Below are 15,450 nucleotides of genomic sequence, written 5' to 3'. Positions count from 1 at the left end.
TGCGGAAATCAAGACATCAATTTGCGCCAGGCCAGATCGGCGAACTCGCATAGCAAGGGCCGGGTATCGCGCGGATCGATAATGTCCTCGACATTGAACATCTCGGCGCTGCGAAACGGCGAAGTCACTTTTTCCAGCCGCGCCTTGATCTTCTGCAACTCGGCGGCGGGATCGTCGGCGGCTTCGAGGTCGGACTTGTAAGCGACTTCGAGCCCGCCCGCGATGGGAAGCGAGCCCCAATCGCCCGAGGGCCAGCAATAGCGATACTGGTAGAGATCGGCATTGCTCATCGCGCTTCCGGCAATGCCATAGGCGCGGCGCATGACTATGCAGGACAGCGGAACGGTGGCCTTGTAGACCGCATTCATCGCCTGCACGCCGTAGCGGATCGTGCCGGCCACTTCGGCCTCGCGCCCGATCATGAAGCCCGGATTATCGACCAGGTGGGCGATCGGCAGGCGGAACTGGTCGGCCAATTTGACGAAGCGCTCGACTTTCTCGCTGGTCTTGGCTTCCCATGATCCGCCGAGGAATGAGGGGTCGCTCGCCAGTATTGCCACCGGCCAACCGTCGAGCCGGGCGAGCGCGGTGATGCAGGCGCGGCCCCAATTCTTGCCGATTTCGAATACGGTGCCGCGGTCGAACAGCATCGCCATCGCGCGGCGCATGGAATAGACCTGCTTTGGGTCGCGCGGGACGAGGCTGAGCAGCGCTTCCTCGCGCCGGTCAGCGGGATCGTCCGTTTCGGCGCGGCGGGCGAATTGGCCGACATGTTCGGGCATGAAGGAGAGGAAATGGCGGGCGCGGGCGAATGCCTCCGCCTCGCTTGCCACCTCGTCATCGACCACCCCGTTGCGGGTGTGGATTTCCGATCCGCCAAGGTCTTCCTTGGCCTGCTGGTGATCCGTGGAGCCTTTGTAAGCTTCGCCGAGACCATCAACCACAGCCGGCCCGGCAGCGAAGAGCTGGCTGAGCCCTTTGACCATCACCGAATAATGGCTCGCAGCGATGCGGGCCGCGCCGAGCCCTGCGGTCGGGCCGAGCGCCAGTGCGACCACCGGGACGGTGTCGAGGTTCTTGACCGTATCGCCCCAGCCGGGGACTGCAGGAATGTAGGTCGCTCCGATCTGCTCGAGCGTCTTGACCGATCCGCCGCCGCCAGTGCCGTCGATCATCTTGATGATGGGCAGCTTGAGCTCATGCGCCATCTGTTCGGCCTGAACCATCTTGCGCTTGATCCCGGCATCTGCCGCGCCGCCGCGAATGGTGAAATCGTCGGCAGTGGCGACCACGGGGCGACCGTTTACCTCAGCTTTGCCGAACAGGAACGGGGCGGGGAGGACGCTTTGGAGATTGCCCTCCTCGTCATAATGGCCCTTGCCGGCGATCTTGCCGATCTCGCGGAAGGAACCCGGATCGACCAATGCGGCAAGCCGCGCGCGGGCATCCATCTTGCCGCGGCCATGCTGGCGCGCGACCTTTTCCGGCCCGCCCATCTGTTCGGCCAGCGCCTCGCGGTGGCGCAGTTCTTCGAGTTCTTTCGCCCAGCTCATATTTGTTTGTTGCGTGCCATAGCCACCCGCGCCCTCCACCCTTCCACCCGGATCCTACTCCGGAGTGATAATCCGGGTGGAAGGGTGGAGGGCACGGGTGGCTAGGTCAATCCTCTGAAATCGGCTCCACGACGCACAGCACGGCTTCGACCTGTACCTGCCCGCCGGTGCTGGCGGAGAGTTCGGTCACGGTCCCGTCGAAGGGCGCGGTAAGCGCGTGTTCCATCTTCATCGCCTCGAGCACCATCAGCCGCTGGCCCGTAGTGACAGTGTCGCCCTCGGCCACATCGACCGCGATGACCTTGCCCGGCATGGGCGCGAGGATGGCGCCGTCAGCGGCGGAGGCGTGGCCGGTGCCTCTCGTCTCGCTGACTTTGTGCTTGACGGTCGTCCCGAACATAGAAATGTAAACACCTCTATCCGGCGTCTTGTCCGTTCGGACTGATGTCATGATTGAGGGTGAATATCTGGCGGTGAAGTGTCCTTGAGCGTCTTTTCCGTCTGATAGTAAGTTAACAATTTCATTCTTATCCGCGTTCAAGCGAAAACCCTTTGGACCTCTGCTGTAGAAGTCAGTGGCGAGAATCCTTGCCGCGATATCGCGGTCGATCTGCTCACTGCCATCTATGAGTTCGATCTTCTCAGTAAGCCTTTCAATGTAGCTTGTGTCTATATCGCCGCGGACAAATTCTGGCCTCCCGATTAGGGAAGCTAGATAGCCGGCGTTATGTTTCACAGGCCATATATCTACTTGCTGGAGAGCACACGAAAGATTGAGGATTGCAGTCGTTCGGTCGTTGTCATGCCAGATCAACTTCGCGATCATTGGGTCGTAGTGAGGCGACACTTGATCGCCTTGCTTTACACCCGTCTCTATCCTGACGCGGCCATCAGGGTCACGTAAACCTTTGCGAACTCCACGCGCTGGGTCGGACCATTCGTAGTCAGCCAAGGCATGTGGAATCCGAAAAAGTTCAAGCTCGCCCGTGCTCGGCAAAAACCCCTTTGCCGGGTCCTCCGCATAGAGCCGCGCTTCGATGGCGTGGCCATTGATCGACAGCTCGTCCTGCTTCAGCGGGATCGGCTCGCCGCTTGCAACACGTAGTTGCCATTCCACCAGGTCGACCCCGGTGATCTCCTCGGTCACCGGATGCTCGACCTGCAGGCGGGTGTTCATCTCCATGAAGAAGATGCGGTCGGCGCGCAGGCCTTCGCTGGCATCCGCGATGAATTCAATCGTGCCTGCGCCCTCGTAATCGACCGCTTTCGCGGCGCGCACTGCGGCGGCGCAGATTTCCTCGCGCGTCGCCTCGTCCATGCCGGGGGCGGGGGCTTCCTCGATCACCTTCTGGTGGCGGCGCTGAAGCGAGCAGTCGCGTTCGAACAGGTGGACGACATTACCGTGGCTGTCGCCGAACACCTGCACCTCGATATGGCGCGGCGAGGTGATCCACTTTTCCAGCAGCACCTCGTCGTTGGAGAAGCTGGCCTTGGCCTCGCGCCGGCAGCTTTCGAGATCGGATTCGAAATCTTCTGCCTTGTCGACCTTGCGCATGCCCTTGCCGCCGCCGCCTGCGACCGCCTTGATCAGGACGGGATAGCCGATCGCTTCGGCCTCCTTCTTGAGGCGCTCGACCGACTGGTCCTTACCCAGATAGCCCGGAGTCACCGGCACGCCCGCATCCATCATCAGCTGCTTGGCCGCATCCTTCAGCCCCATCGCCTCGATACTGGCGGGCTTGGGCCCGACCCAGATCAGCCCGGCATCGATCACCGCCTGCGCGAACCCGGCATTCTCGGAGAGGAAGCCATATCCCGGATGGATCGCATCCGCTCCGGTCTCCTTCGCCGCTGCGATGATCTTCTCGCCCACGAGATAGCTCTCGGCAGCAGGCGAGGGACCAATATGCACCGCCTCGTCTGCCTGCCGCACATGCAGCGCCTTGGCATCGGCATCCGAATAGACCGCGACGGTGGCGATCCCCATCTCGCGCGCGGTGCGGATGATGCGGCAGGCAATCTCGCCGCGATTGGCAATCAGGAGCTTCGTAATCATAGGTCTGAAATTACCGTCCTTCGGGGCAGCCTTTGGGCTCGACCGTGTACGCCATGGCGGAGATTTTCCACACGCCGTCGACCCGCACCATGTCGAAGCTGTCGATCCCGCAATGCGAACGCTTTCCGTCTATATCGATGCTGTAAGGCGCCCAGAAAATTGCGATATCGCGATGGACAACGATTGTCGGGTCCCAATAGATTTCGTTGAGCTCGGCAGTGTTGTTGCGGAAGTTCTCGATATCGTCCTTGAAAGTACGGGTGATGACCCGCTCGCCCTCATCGCCGTAGATCACGATGGTGGTGATCCCTTGCTCGATCATTTCGGCGGCCATCGCGTCGGGGTTGTTTGTGTTGAGGCCAACAAAGAAACGATCGACCGTCGCGGTAATTTCGCTCACCGCGGCATCCTGCGCAGCTGCCGGACCAGCGATCGTAGCCATTGCCGCGAGTAATGCTGCAATCCATGTTCTCATCGCCCAATTCCTCCCTTGAAAACTGAATTGCCGAGCTAGCGTGCCTAGCCTTCATCGTCCAGCGGAGGTGGCGGCGCTATCGCGGGGCTGGCGAAATCATGGAGGCCATAGCGCGGCATCTCTGCCGGGATAAACGGACGGTTGACGAGCGCTTCCCAGAACGCCGCAAATACATGCCAGACCTTCTCGGGCGCGGAGGTGTAGACGCGGCTGTTCCATGCCAGCTGTCCGCGATCGCGCACCTTGCGGCCGATTGCACCGTAAATCCGCGCTGCTGACAGGATCGCCCAGCGCTGGCGAAAGCGCAGGTGTGCTGCGCCGAGCCTCGCCGCATCCTCATGCTGCTCCATGCGGTCGATCAGGCGGGCTGCGAGCGCAGCCGTGGCGAAGCGATAAGGCGGTTTCATATGTTCGCCCGGGGGAATGTCGGCGCGCGCAATCCATTCTTGCGGCAGATAACACCGGTCTGCCGCATCATCTTCGTCGAGATCGCGCGCGATATTGGCGAGCTGGAACGCCATGCCGAGATCGCATGCCCGGTCGAGCACTTCGTGGGAATCGCGCGGCACACCCATCACCCGGGCCATCAATACGCCGACTGCTCCGGCGACATGATAGCAGTAGCGCATCAGATCTTCTTCGGTGCGTGGCCTCCAGCCATTGGCGTCAAGCTCGAAGCCCTTGATAACCTCATCCGCGTCCTCGTAGGTGAGACCAACCTCGCTCGCGACCTGGCCGAAAGCATCGAAGCCGATGTCGGCGGTCGGCTGGCCTTCGAGCGCGCGCCGCGTGAGCGCCTTGATACCCCGCACGCGGCCCTGCAGGTCGCTCTGGTCGCCCAGTTCGCCGCCCAGCGTCTGCCCATCGGCAATATCGTCACACCGGCGGCACCAGGCATAGAGCAGCCAGACCCGCTCACGCGTTCCTTTGCGAAAGATCAGGCTGGCAGCGGTGAAACTGGTCGAGCCCTTCTCGATCATGGACCGCGCCTTGGCGACCAACGGTGCGCGCATCCGGCCCCCGCCTGCGGCGGCCATCGTGGGCCGAAGTATGCGCGAGGGAGCGAGCATGCGCTCGCGCCGTTTCAGCCGCTTGAGGCGCTGGCGCCTTCCAAAGACGCGCGGTGCATTCACAAATCCTCGGCTTTCATGCGAAAGATCGGTGTATGCGGCTCATAGGCCGCCATCTTGTCGAGCAGGTCAGCCAGATGGTCGGCATGGATCAGGATCCCCTGATGTGCGGGCCGCACGAAGCCGACTTCGGCCATGTGGCGGTTGAAAGCGATCAGGTGATCGTAGAAGCCGAAAGTATTGAGTAGACCGACCGGCTTGGTGTGATAGCCCAGTTGCGCCCAGCTGACCGCTTCCCACAGTTCGTCCATCGTTCCGACCCCGCCGGGAATGGTGATGAAGCCATCAGAGAGATCGGTGAACTTCTGCTTGCGTTCGTGCATGCCTGAAACGGTGTGCAGTTCTGTGCAATCGGAGTTGGCGACTTCGGAGTTGGCCAGCGCTTCAGGAATGATGCCGATTACTTCGCCTCCCGCCTCGAGCGCTCCCGATGCGACCGCTCCCATCAGGCCGAGCCGCCCTCCGCCATAGACCACGCCGATACCGCGTGCGGCGAGTGTCATGCCGACTTGCCGGGCAAGCTTGATATAGCGCGGATCCTCCGGTGAGGCCGACCCGCAGTAAACGGCGATACGGTTCATGCCCCCAGGTCCTCTATCATCAACCCCGCGGTAGCCTTGGCGCTGCCGACGACGCCGGGAATACCTGCACCGGGGTGCGTGCCCGCACCGACAAGGTAGAAATTCTTGATAACATCGTCGCGGTTGTGACCTCGGAAGAACGCACTCTGTGTCAGCAACGGTTCGAGGCTGAAAGCGCTCCCCATATGGGCGTTGAGGTCCATCGCGAAATCGCGCGGAGCGTAGTGGAATTTTGTCACGATCCGTTCTTCGATATCAGGAATCAGGCGGCGTCCGACTTCCGCAAGGATGCGCTGTTCGAGCATCGGCCCGATCTGGTCCCAGTCGACCGCCAGCTTGCCCATGTGCGCCACCGGGACGAGCGCGTAGAAGGTGCTCTTGCCCGCCGGAGCCATCGAGGGGTCTGTGACGGTCGGGTGATGCAGGTAAATCGAGAAATCCGCGGGCAGCACACCATGATCGTAAATGTCTTCGAGCAGGCCTTTGTAGCGCGGACCAAAGAGGATCATGTGATGCGGGATACCGGGCCAGCTGCCTTCGAGCCCGAAATGGACCACGAATAGCGAAGGGCTGAAGCTTTTCTTCGCAAGGCTCGCCGCGTTCTTCTCGCCGCGCTTGGTGCCCGCCAGCAAGTCTTTGTAACTGTGCATGATATCGGCGTTGGAGGCGACTGCGTCGAACTTTGCCTTGTAGCCCGATTGCGTCTCGACTTCGCTGGCGCGGGTTCCAACCGTGTGCACTTTCACAACCGGATCGTGCAGCCTTATCGTCCCGCCGAGCCGTTCGAAATGGCGTACCATGCCGGCAATCAGCCGATTGGTGCCGCCGCGCGCCCACCACACGCCGCCGTCTTTCTCCAACTTGTGGATCAGCGCGTAGATCGAGCTGGTCTTCATCGGATTGCCGCCTACCAGCAGGGTGTGGAATGAGAGCGCTTGCCGCAGTTTCTCGCTCTTCACGTACTTGGAAACGATCGAATAAACGCTGCGCCATGCCTGGTACTTGGCGAGGGCAGGGGCGGCTTTGACCATGCTGGCGAAATCGAGGAATGGCACCGTGCCAAGCTTGACGTAGCCTTCCTTCCATACGCCGGCAGCATACTCGAGGAATTCGCCGTAACCGCCGACATCGCCGGGCGCGACACGGGCGATTTCCTTGGTCAGCAGGGCATCGTCATTGGAATAATCGAAGTTGGTCCCGTCGGGCCAGTTGAGCCGGTAAAACGGCGAGACGGGCATCAGTTCGATGTCGTCTGCCATGTCGTGGCCGGAGAGTTCCCATAGTTCCTTGAGACAGGGCGGGTCGGTGATGACGGTCGGCCCGGCATCGAAGGTGAAGCCGTCTTTCTCCCAGAAATAGGCGCGGCCGCCCGGCTTGTCGCGCGCTTCGATAACGGTTGTCTCGATGCCGGCAGATTGCAGCCGGATAGCGAGCGCCAGCCCGCCGAATCCCGATCCGATGACGCAGGCGGTCTTGCCCTGAGGATCCTTGTCAGGAGCGTTCATCGGGAATCTCCCGAGACAAGCGGAGTGCCGCTTCCGGCGAGCGCGCGCATCGCGGCGAAGACGGGTACCGGCGGCTTGCCGCTCAACACGCGCATCTGGTCGGTCAGAGTTGAGCGACCGGCGTAGAACCGCTCGATCAGCCCTTCGGGCAAGCGGTAAAAGCGCTCAAATATCCGGAAACGCAAGTCAGGTTCGGCAGCATCGAAAAGCATCCGGCCCAGATTGCGATAAAACCCGGTCAAGCGCCAGTGGGCAGCGGCGCGGTTTTCCATCATTTCGGCAAGCTCGTTTCCATTCATTGGCAGCCCATTGGCTATCGCAAGCGCGTTGGCAACGGCAATCGGCAAGGTGTAGCTCGTAAGCGGGTGGGTAAACAGCGCGCGCGCGCCGGCTACAGCGACGTTCGGCTGGCAAACAGAGGCTCTCGCCGCATCAAAATCGCCATGAGTGATGACCGGCAGGATACCCTGCTCTTCATCGATTACTTGGCCTTTCCAGCCGTGTCGCTCGACATAGCTCGCTATCCGATCAGCCAGGACGTCGCGATCGAGCCGGGGCGTGTTGGCATAGTAGGTGTCTTCGAGAAAGAGCTCGGTCTCGCTCAGCGGCAGCAGATACATGAAGCGATAAGCACCATATTGATCGAGATCGGCGTCCATGATCACCGGGTGTTTTACGCCGTGCGGCTTGGCCATGCGCCAGGTCTGGCCGCAGAAAAGCTGCCATCCGCCTGAAAGATGTGGTGAAGGCAGGAAATTGCGGCAATCGAGGACGGCCTTGGCCGAGATTTGCTTCCCATCTTCCAGCGTGACGCTGCTTTCATCGAGCGCCGTGACACTTGCTCCGGTTCGGCAGGCATCCTCCGGCAAGGCTGTGTGGATCGCTGCACTGAAATCCTGCGACTTGAGTGAATTATATGTTCCGCGCAGATGGCGCGAATGCGCGGGAAAGTGCACATCATAGCCACCTTCCCAGCGCTTGGCGGAAAAGCTGGACATCAACTTGCGCCCAGCTTCGGACAGGTCGCTATCGAACCAGCTCCAGCGATGATGTCCGCCGAGAACTTTACCCGCTTCAAGCAGCAGGATGTCGAGCAGCGGGGCCTGGCGACGTGCAGCCAGCGCGGTGAGGCCTCCTGCAAGTCCTCCGCCGACAATGATCAAATCGTAAGTGCGCCCGCTCATCTTCAAGAGGCCCTAGGCGAGCCGCGAGGGCGAGGCAATTGGCTTGCGATCTTGGAACGCAGACGGTGAAGGTGCGTTAAGGCCGCATACGCAAAGGGAAAATGCGATGAATTCTGCTCTTAGGCTGGCTTTGTTTGCCGCCCTGCCATTTCTCGCGCAGCCCGCATTCGCACAGGAGGACCAGCAGGCTGAGGGACTGTTTGCCCGCTCCGATCGCGGGGAGGAAGGCAGCGTCTATGACGATACCTGGCTGGCGGTCGGTTTTGGCGCGCGGCTCGGCCCGAGCTATCCCGGCTCGGATGACACCGAGTTCAATGCCTTTCCCGTCATTGCAGGCAGCATAAACAATATCGATTTCACTCCCCGGGCAGCAGGCCTCGCGGTCGATGTGTTCCAGTTCGATATTGCGCCAAATGTCAGGATCGACGGCGGCCCCGTTGGACGCGTGCGCTTTACGCGTACTGGGGGGTTCAAGGATCCGGTGGTCGAAGCGGCAGGCAAGCTTGACGAGGCGGTCGAGCTTGGGGCGCAGTTCGGCGTCACTTTCAAACGCATCTTCTCGCAATATGATCGTATCTCGATCGGTGCCGATATCCGCTGGGATGTCGCCGGCGCGCATGGCGGCATGATATTCGATCCCGGCATTTCCTATCGCACTCCGCTCAGCCGCGGAGTGCTGGTCAGCGCCTCGGCTGGCGCAGACTACGCCAGCGACGGATTTTCGGATTACTATTTCTCGGTCAATCCGCAGCAAGCGGCCGATAGCGGACTGCCGCTCTACACAGCCGACGGAGGCTGGTACAAAGCGGGCGGCTCGCTCGGCCTCGCGGTCGATCTTGATGGTAATGCCGAGAACGGGGGTCTGATTTTTGGTGTGCTCGGAAGTTATTCGCGCATGCTGGGTGACGGCGGGGATACGCCTTTCACCAATATTCGCGGCGAACGCGACCAGTGGAGCCTTGCCGGCGGCCTCGGTTACGTATTCTGACCAATGGTGAGAAATGGTGAAGGGCCGAGCGGCAGTCCCGTCGCCCGGCCCTTCATAAGCGACTAATCGTCGCTGTCTTCACCGGTAATTGCATCAGGCAATTCCGGCCGGGTGGGCGGCATTTCGGCGTCGCGGTCACCCGTCATCAAATAGGTATCGAACCAGCGCATCATGCGAAGGTTGTAATCATAGCGAGCGGCCGCCCCGGCATTGCCGTGGCCTTCACCCGGGTAGATGACCAAGCGCAGCGGCGTCTCGGGCTGGCGCACCTTGATCCAACGGTAAAGCTCTTCACTCTGCGTCACCGAAACGCGCAGGTCCTCTTCGCCATGCATGATCAGCAGCGGGGTCTTCGCGTTGTCCGTGTAATAGAGCGGGCTGCGACGCAGCGTGTCCATGTAGTCTTCCCACGGATAATCGCGTGCGTGGACGAGATATTCCTCTTTCGGGATGTCGGTAGTGCCGTACTTCGAAAGAATGTTCGAGATGCCAATGAACATGACACCGGCGGCGAATTCCTCGCTGTAGCGGGTCGAACTCCAGGCGGTTGCAAATCCGCCATAGGAACCACCGGTCACACCGACGCGGTCTGCGTCGGCGATGCCCTCGGTCACCAACGCGCGCTTGGCATCGACGAGGTCGTCAAATTCCTTGCCCGCCGCATCGGCCTGATGCTGTTTCGCGAATTCGATACCGTAGGCCGTTGAGCCGCGATAGTTAGGCAGGAACACGGCATAACCTTTGCCCGCCGCCACTTGGCCGGGAGCACCGTAATCTGTCTTGAAGCCATTCGATTCGTGCGCCTCGGGGCCGCCATGGACATCGAGGATCAGCGGAGCGCCGCCGGCAGGAGTGCCGCCAACAGGCTCGATCAACACCCCTTCGATTTCCTGGCCGTCTCGCGCCGTGTAGGTGAAATTGCGCTGCACACCCATGTCGATCTCGGAGAGCCACGGGTTATGCGTGGTCCAGCGAGTGAAATTGCCCCTGTTGTACGAAAATAGCTCGAAGGGATGCGATGGTGAGTCGGCACGTACGACGATATCTTCGCCATTCGATTCCAGCGATGCCAGGACCAGGTCGCCCGGATCGACTTCACGCGCCACGCTGCCATCGGGGTTGTAGATGCGCAGGCGGCTTTGCGTACCGACATGGATGACGGCCGCAAGGCGACCATTGTCGAGCCACTCGGCATCGACTGCAGCTTCTGCAGCGCCTGCGTTGAGCGCGCGAATACTGCCATCGGCAAGATTGACCAGATGCAGCGTGGTGTCAGCGGGGTCATGCTGGTCGACTGCCGCGACTAGCGACATGGTGCGTCCGTCACGGGAAATTTCGGCATCGCCGACCTTGCCGGTTGTGCCAATGATGCGGATCACTTCGCCGGTGGTCAGGTCGACGATGTGGTGGCGTTTGGCGACGAAGCTGTCATCGACCAGCGTGGTCGGTGCACTGCCCACCACTGCGTAGCGGCCATCGGGCGTCACATTGAATTCGTCGACATGGCCCGGGACAGCGATTTCAGCCGGTTCCTCGTCGATATCCTTGCCGACATTGGCAATGAACATCCGGTTGAAGCGATCTTCTTCCTCATAGACGATCGCATCGAAGCCAGCCTTTTTCTGCTTGTCGCGTTGCTCGTCCTTGGCTGGACCGGCGAGGAGGTAAAGCCTGCTGCCGTCAGCAGACCATTCATAGCTCGAGATGCTCGCTCCATCGACTGCGGCCAGCTTGCGATAGGCACCGCCTTTGACCGGGACGCCCCACACCGCGGTCTTCTCGTCTTCGTCAGCCCACCGGAATGAAATCATCGTGCCATCGGGGGAAAAAGCGAGGCCGGAGACGTTCATGTCCTCGGGAAGCCACGCCCGCGCATCGCCTGCCCCCGAGGCGAGGAAAAGCTGCTGTGTCGCACCGCCATCTTCTTCGCCTTCGGTCACATCTGGCCGCGAAATAGTGGTGTATGCGACATGCGAACCGTCAGGAGAAACGGCTACGCCGCCGACATATTCGATCTTGGCGACGTCTTCCGGTGTCATGGGACGGGCCTGGAGGGATAGGGGGGCGAGCAAGGTCGCGGCCAACAGGGTGGCACGAATGCAGATCATCGGTCGAAAAGTCCTCTCAAGTGAAACTATCGTGGGCGCGCCTATAGCAATATTGCGCGTTTTGACAACGCATGCGGACTTGGGCCGGTTCCGCTGTAAAGAGCTGATTGCGCCCGGATAGGTATTCAGCTTTGGGCAAATGGAGACCTGCAAAGACAGGTTGCGAAATGCCTCACTATAATCGAAATAGAAGCTTGAAGTTGAACGATGGAGGGATTCTTGGCCCCTAGAATACTGTTGCCGCTGGTTATTTTAGCTGCTGTGTCGAGTCCTGCTGCAGCACAGGAAGCCGCACAGGGAGAGGGCCTGAGCCGCGCCGATTTCATTGCCCAGATGGATGCTGAATTCCGTAACCTCGATATCGATTCGAGCGGTGTCGTGCTGCCCGAAGAGATCGTCGCAACGCAGCGCGCCGCCGCTCAGGCCGAGGCCTTCCGACAGAACCAGGCGGTATTCGCCAATCTCGATCAGGATGCAAACGGACAGCTCAGCCCGCAGGAATTTGCGGCGCTGGCCAATCCCGATGCCATTGCTGTGAGCGCCGATCCGCTGTTGCAGCAATTCGACACGGACAAGGACGGTGCGATCACGCTGGTCGAATACCGTATCGCAACGCAGGCCAATTTTGATCGCATCGATACTGACCGCGACGGCGTCGTCACTCCGGTCGAAATGCAGGCAGCGGGGATCGTGCGCTAGCTTACCGAAGGAAAGTCCAGTCTTCGAAAGCGGCAGCCTGGCCGTGGACCGCGCCGCTCGGGTCGACAAGGTTCCACACGGTCGCGCGCTCAATCCGGAAGCGCCTGCCGATCAGTGAAATCCGGACCCCCGAGTAGTCGTCGATAAAGCCCCGCGCCCTCACACGGTCCATCAGCATTTCGCGTTCTTCTCGTAGCGGCGCTTCTGCAGACATGCGTGACGGCAACGCGGTGAAGGTTGCGATATCGGTCTCAAACAAGTCGAGCGCCGTGCGATTGCCAAAGAAGAACAACGGATCGGCCTGCGTTCCGTGCGCAACGATTGCGGGCTTTGCGTCCCAAAGCGCCGCGACCGGATCGGCGCAGTCGATCAGTGTCTCCCCGAGCAGTCGTTCGTAACTCTCTGCGATGAGCGCGATTTGCCGAGCATGTGCACTGTACTGTGCGGGCACCGCACGGCCTTCCATTAGCGCCGCTCGATCTTAACCGGCATATGGGTGAAGCCGTGGAGGAAGGGGCTGGCGAGGCGCTTGGGATCGCCTTGCGGCAAAATCCGCCAGTTCCGCTCGACGATTTCCTCGATCAGCGTAGCGATCTGGACTTCGGCCAGCCGCGCTCCCACGCAGCGATGGATACCGTGGCCAAAGCCAAGATGACGCCGCGCGTTCTTGCGCGTCACATCAAAAGCATCCGCTTCCTCGAACACGCTCTCGTCGCGATTGGCGGAGATGTACCACATCACGATCTTTTCGCCTTCGCGGATTTGTTGCCCGGCCAATTCAATGTCGCCCGTTGCCGTGCGCCGCATATGCGTGACCGGAGATTGCCAGCGGATGATTTCCTGCGCAGCGTTCGGGATCAGCGAACGATCAGCATGCAGCACGTCGAGCTGACCCGGGGAGCGGTCCAGCGCCTCGACCAGTCCGCTCATTGAGTTGCGCGTTGTGTCGTTCCCGCCAACGATGAGCAGCGCGATATTGGCGATCCGCTCCATCGGGGTGAGATTGCCCATCGCTTCGGAGTGGACCATCCGGCTGAGCAAATCGTCGGAAGGTGGCAGTGCGCGTCGCTGTTCCATCAATTCGTCGAAGCGCGCGAGCATCCGGCCCATCTCGGCCATGAAGCGCTCGAAATACTCCTCAGTGCCGGTGTCGGGCGAGACGTTGGAGGCCATATCGGACCAGGTCTTGATATCGTGGCGATCCTCGAATGGCATATCGAACAGGATGCACAGCATTCCCATTGTCAGCGGTATCGAGACTTCCTCGACCCAGTCGAAGGTCTCGCCTTGCGGAAGCGCGCCGAGCAATTGTCCGGTGCGCTGGCGGACCAGTTCTTCGAGCCGGGCCATCGAGGTTGGATTGAAGGCGGGGGCGACGACCTTGCGCTGCGCGGTATGGCGGGGCGGGTCCATCGCAATGAAATTGGGAAACTCGTGCCCGGCAATTCCGTCCTGGATCGTGATGTTGCCGATTTCGGACGACCACGCCTCGTGGTCCAGCTCGACCTCTGCGACGAGGTCGTACGTCACCGCCGACCAATAAGGACCGTAGGGGCTGTCTTCGCGCCAGCTCAGCGGCATTTCTGCGCGCAGCCGGGCAAAAGGTTCATGCCAGCGATTTTCGACGTAGAGCGCGTCTTCGCTCAGGTCGATCGGCGCGTGCGGACGGTGTTCGAGAACTGTGGCCATCACGCTTGCTCCATAGTGCGCGCCGGGACCGGGCGCGGATTGCCTGCTTTCGCGGCGCGCTTCTTGCCCGCTTCGATCTCTTTCAGGATGTCGCGCACATAGACGTCGAAATCGAGCTGGATCGTGTGACGGCGGGAATCGTAGAATTGGCCGGTGTGGTATTCCTCGTCGGCCGTGATGATGCGGTGCATCTCATCGGCTGGCGGCGGCGCATACTCGCCCGCAAGGTAGGCTGCGACGAGCTTCGATTGCTGCTCTGCGAAATTGACTAGGGTTGGTAGCGGCTGGCCGAGACCCATGTAGAACAAGTCCGGTGTATCGGGCTTGAGAATGCGCTTAAACAGCGGCGGTGGGCAATTGTCGCTGTCAGCCTTGAATGACGGCTCGTCAAAGAAGGGAAAGGAGATGTCGTAGCCGGTGGCCCAGACGATCACGTCGATCTCTTCGCGGCTGCCGTCCTTGAACACAACGCCATTGCCGTCGAGTTTCTCTATCGCGCCTTTCATCGTGATATCGCCCGATCCCGCACGCAGCAGGAACTCGCCGGAGACCGTGGCATGGCTTTCGAACGGGCCGATCTCCGGCTCGGGCAGGCCATAATCGCTCATCTTGCCGACCAGCTTCTTGATAAAGCGCTCACCCAGCTTCTGGCGCATCTTCTTTGGCATCCATGCCGGGGCCGGATTCTTGTCGAGCGGTTCGCCGTTGTAATATTTCGGCAGCACCCACACCCCGCGCCGCGCTGAGACGAACAGTTTTTCCGCAATCGGACGCTGCGATAATTCGCTGGCGACATCCATGGCCGAATTGCCCATGCCGACGACCAGTACGCGTTTGCCGACGCAGTCGACCGGTTCGAAAGGCGTGCGGTAATTGTGACTGTGGATCTGCTCGCCGTTGAACGCACCCGGATAGTCCGGAATGCGCGCGTCCCAATGGTGGCCGTTGGCGACGCACAGCGCGTCATACAGGCGGGTCTCGCCGCTCGAAAGTGTGATGTCCCAGCCGCCGCCTTCGCGTCGCTCGGCCTTCTCGACCGCAGTGTTGAAGTGGATGAACTTGCGGAGGCCAAAATGATCGACGTAGTCGTGGAAGTATCGCAGCAGGTCGCTGTGGTGCGGGTAGTCGGGCCAGACCTCGGGCACCGGATAATCCTCGAATGCGAGCCGCCATTTCGATGTGTCGATGTGGAGCGACTGGTAGCAGGACGACATGCCGTTGGGGTTCTTGTAGTACCAGTTGCCGCCGATATCGTCCGAGCTTTCGAAGATGTCGAACGGGATGCCGTAATCCTGCAGCCGCTTGGCCGTGGTGAAGCCCGAACAGCCTGCACCGATGATGCAAACGCGGGGAAGGGGGGTGCTGGTTTCGTCGCCTCTCGCCATGCGCGCGGTTATGTTGCTGGATGAAACGGAAGTCCAGAGGTCGCCGCAAGCAAAGACCCCGGGAAGCGGCTGTCGCTCCCCGGGGCATTCCGGTTCA

The 15,450-nt window shown here is 60.9% G+C and carries 13 protein-coding genes; 2 read left to right on the top strand and 11 right to left on the bottom strand.

The window, feature by feature from the left end:
* Positions 1–8: 8 nt before the first annotated feature.
* From ACEWMW_RS02025 to crtY, 7 genes are all read right to left on the bottom strand, one after another.
* Complete coding sequence (locus tag ACEWMW_RS02025; RefSeq protein ID WP_409412222.1) at positions 9–1,553, bottom strand: acyl-CoA carboxylase subunit beta; 1,545 nt, start codon at positions 1,551–1,553, stop codon at positions 9–11.
* Between the two features lie 106 nt (positions 1,554–1,659).
* Entirely contained in the window at positions 1,660–3,609 is a 1,950-nt protein-coding gene (locus ACEWMW_RS02020) for an acetyl/propionyl/methylcrotonyl-CoA carboxylase subunit alpha (protein ID WP_409412221.1), read from the bottom strand.
* 10 nt (positions 3,610–3,619) lie between these two features.
* The gene (locus ACEWMW_RS02015; RefSeq protein ID WP_409412220.1) at positions 3,620–4,084 is read right to left on the bottom strand and encodes a hypothetical protein; all 465 of its coding nucleotides are present in this window, start codon (positions 4,082–4,084) and stop codon (positions 3,620–3,622) included.
* Positions 4,085–4,128: 44 nt separating this feature from the next.
* Entirely contained in the window at positions 4,129–5,154 is a 1,026-nt protein-coding gene (locus tag ACEWMW_RS02010) for a phytoene/squalene synthase family protein (RefSeq protein ID WP_409413590.1), read from the bottom strand.
* A gap of 59 nt (positions 5,155–5,213) precedes the next feature.
* Positions 5,214–5,795, bottom strand: a complete 582-nt coding sequence (locus tag ACEWMW_RS02005; protein WP_409412219.1) for an LOG family protein — start codon at positions 5,793–5,795, stop codon at positions 5,214–5,216.
* On the bottom strand, positions 5,792–7,300 hold the full coding sequence (locus ACEWMW_RS02000; RefSeq protein WP_409412218.1) for a phytoene desaturase: 1,509 nt from the start codon (positions 7,298–7,300) through the stop codon (positions 5,792–5,794). Before ACEWMW_RS02000 ends, ACEWMW_RS02005 begins: the two co-directional genes overlap by 4 nt.
* Positions 7,297–8,484, bottom strand: a complete 1,188-nt coding sequence (gene crtY / locus ACEWMW_RS01995) for a lycopene beta-cyclase CrtY (RefSeq protein ID WP_409412217.1) — start codon at positions 8,482–8,484, stop codon at positions 7,297–7,299. The genes ACEWMW_RS02000 and crtY overlap by 4 nt, the downstream gene beginning before the upstream one ends.
* A gap of 106 nt (positions 8,485–8,590) precedes the next feature.
* Here crtY and ACEWMW_RS01990 point away from each other — a divergent pair, with 106 nt between their 5' ends.
* On the top strand, positions 8,591–9,472 hold the full coding sequence (locus ACEWMW_RS01990) for a MipA/OmpV family protein (protein WP_409412216.1): 882 nt from the start codon (positions 8,591–8,593) through the stop codon (positions 9,470–9,472).
* 62 nt (positions 9,473–9,534) lie between these two features.
* Here ACEWMW_RS01990 and ACEWMW_RS01985 read toward each other — a convergent pair whose 3' ends face one another.
* Positions 9,535–11,511: a S9 family peptidase gene (locus ACEWMW_RS01985; RefSeq protein ID WP_409412215.1), complete on the bottom strand. Its 1,977-nt coding sequence runs from the start codon at positions 11,509–11,511 to the stop codon at positions 9,535–9,537.
* Between the two features lie 288 nt (positions 11,512–11,799).
* Here ACEWMW_RS01985 and ACEWMW_RS01980 point away from each other — a divergent pair, with 288 nt between their 5' ends.
* On the top strand, positions 11,800–12,279 hold the full coding sequence (locus ACEWMW_RS01980; RefSeq protein ID WP_409412214.1) for a hypothetical protein: 480 nt from the start codon (positions 11,800–11,802) through the stop codon (positions 12,277–12,279).
* Between the two features lies 1 nt (position 12,280).
* On the opposite strand, the gene ACEWMW_RS01975 is transcribed toward ACEWMW_RS01980, so the two are convergent.
* Genes ACEWMW_RS01975 through ACEWMW_RS01965 form a run of 3 tightly spaced genes read right to left on the bottom strand, consistent with a single transcriptional unit; the run spans position 12,281 to position 15,353 of the window.
* Positions 12,281–12,745 carry an MEKHLA domain-containing protein gene (locus ACEWMW_RS01975; RefSeq protein WP_409412213.1) on the bottom strand — a complete coding sequence of 155 codons (465 nt, stop codon included), beginning with the start codon at positions 12,743–12,745 and terminating at the stop codon, positions 12,281–12,283.
* Complete coding sequence (locus ACEWMW_RS01970; protein WP_409412212.1) at positions 12,745–13,968, bottom strand: cytochrome P450; 1,224 nt, start codon at positions 13,966–13,968, stop codon at positions 12,745–12,747. Before ACEWMW_RS01970 ends, ACEWMW_RS01975 begins: the two co-directional genes overlap by 1 nt.
* Positions 13,968–15,353, bottom strand: a complete 1,386-nt coding sequence (locus ACEWMW_RS01965) for a flavin-containing monooxygenase (protein ID WP_409412211.1) — start codon at positions 15,351–15,353, stop codon at positions 13,968–13,970. The genes ACEWMW_RS01970 and ACEWMW_RS01965 overlap by 1 nt, the downstream gene beginning before the upstream one ends.
* Positions 15,354–15,450 lie beyond the last annotated feature (97 nt).

The sequence above is a fragment of the Litorerythrobacter xanthomarinus genome (genome assembly GCF_046254955.1).
Lineage (GTDB): Bacteria > Pseudomonadota > Alphaproteobacteria > Sphingomonadales > Sphingomonadaceae > Qipengyuania_C.
This window is presented reverse-complemented; position numbering and strand designations above follow the sequence as displayed.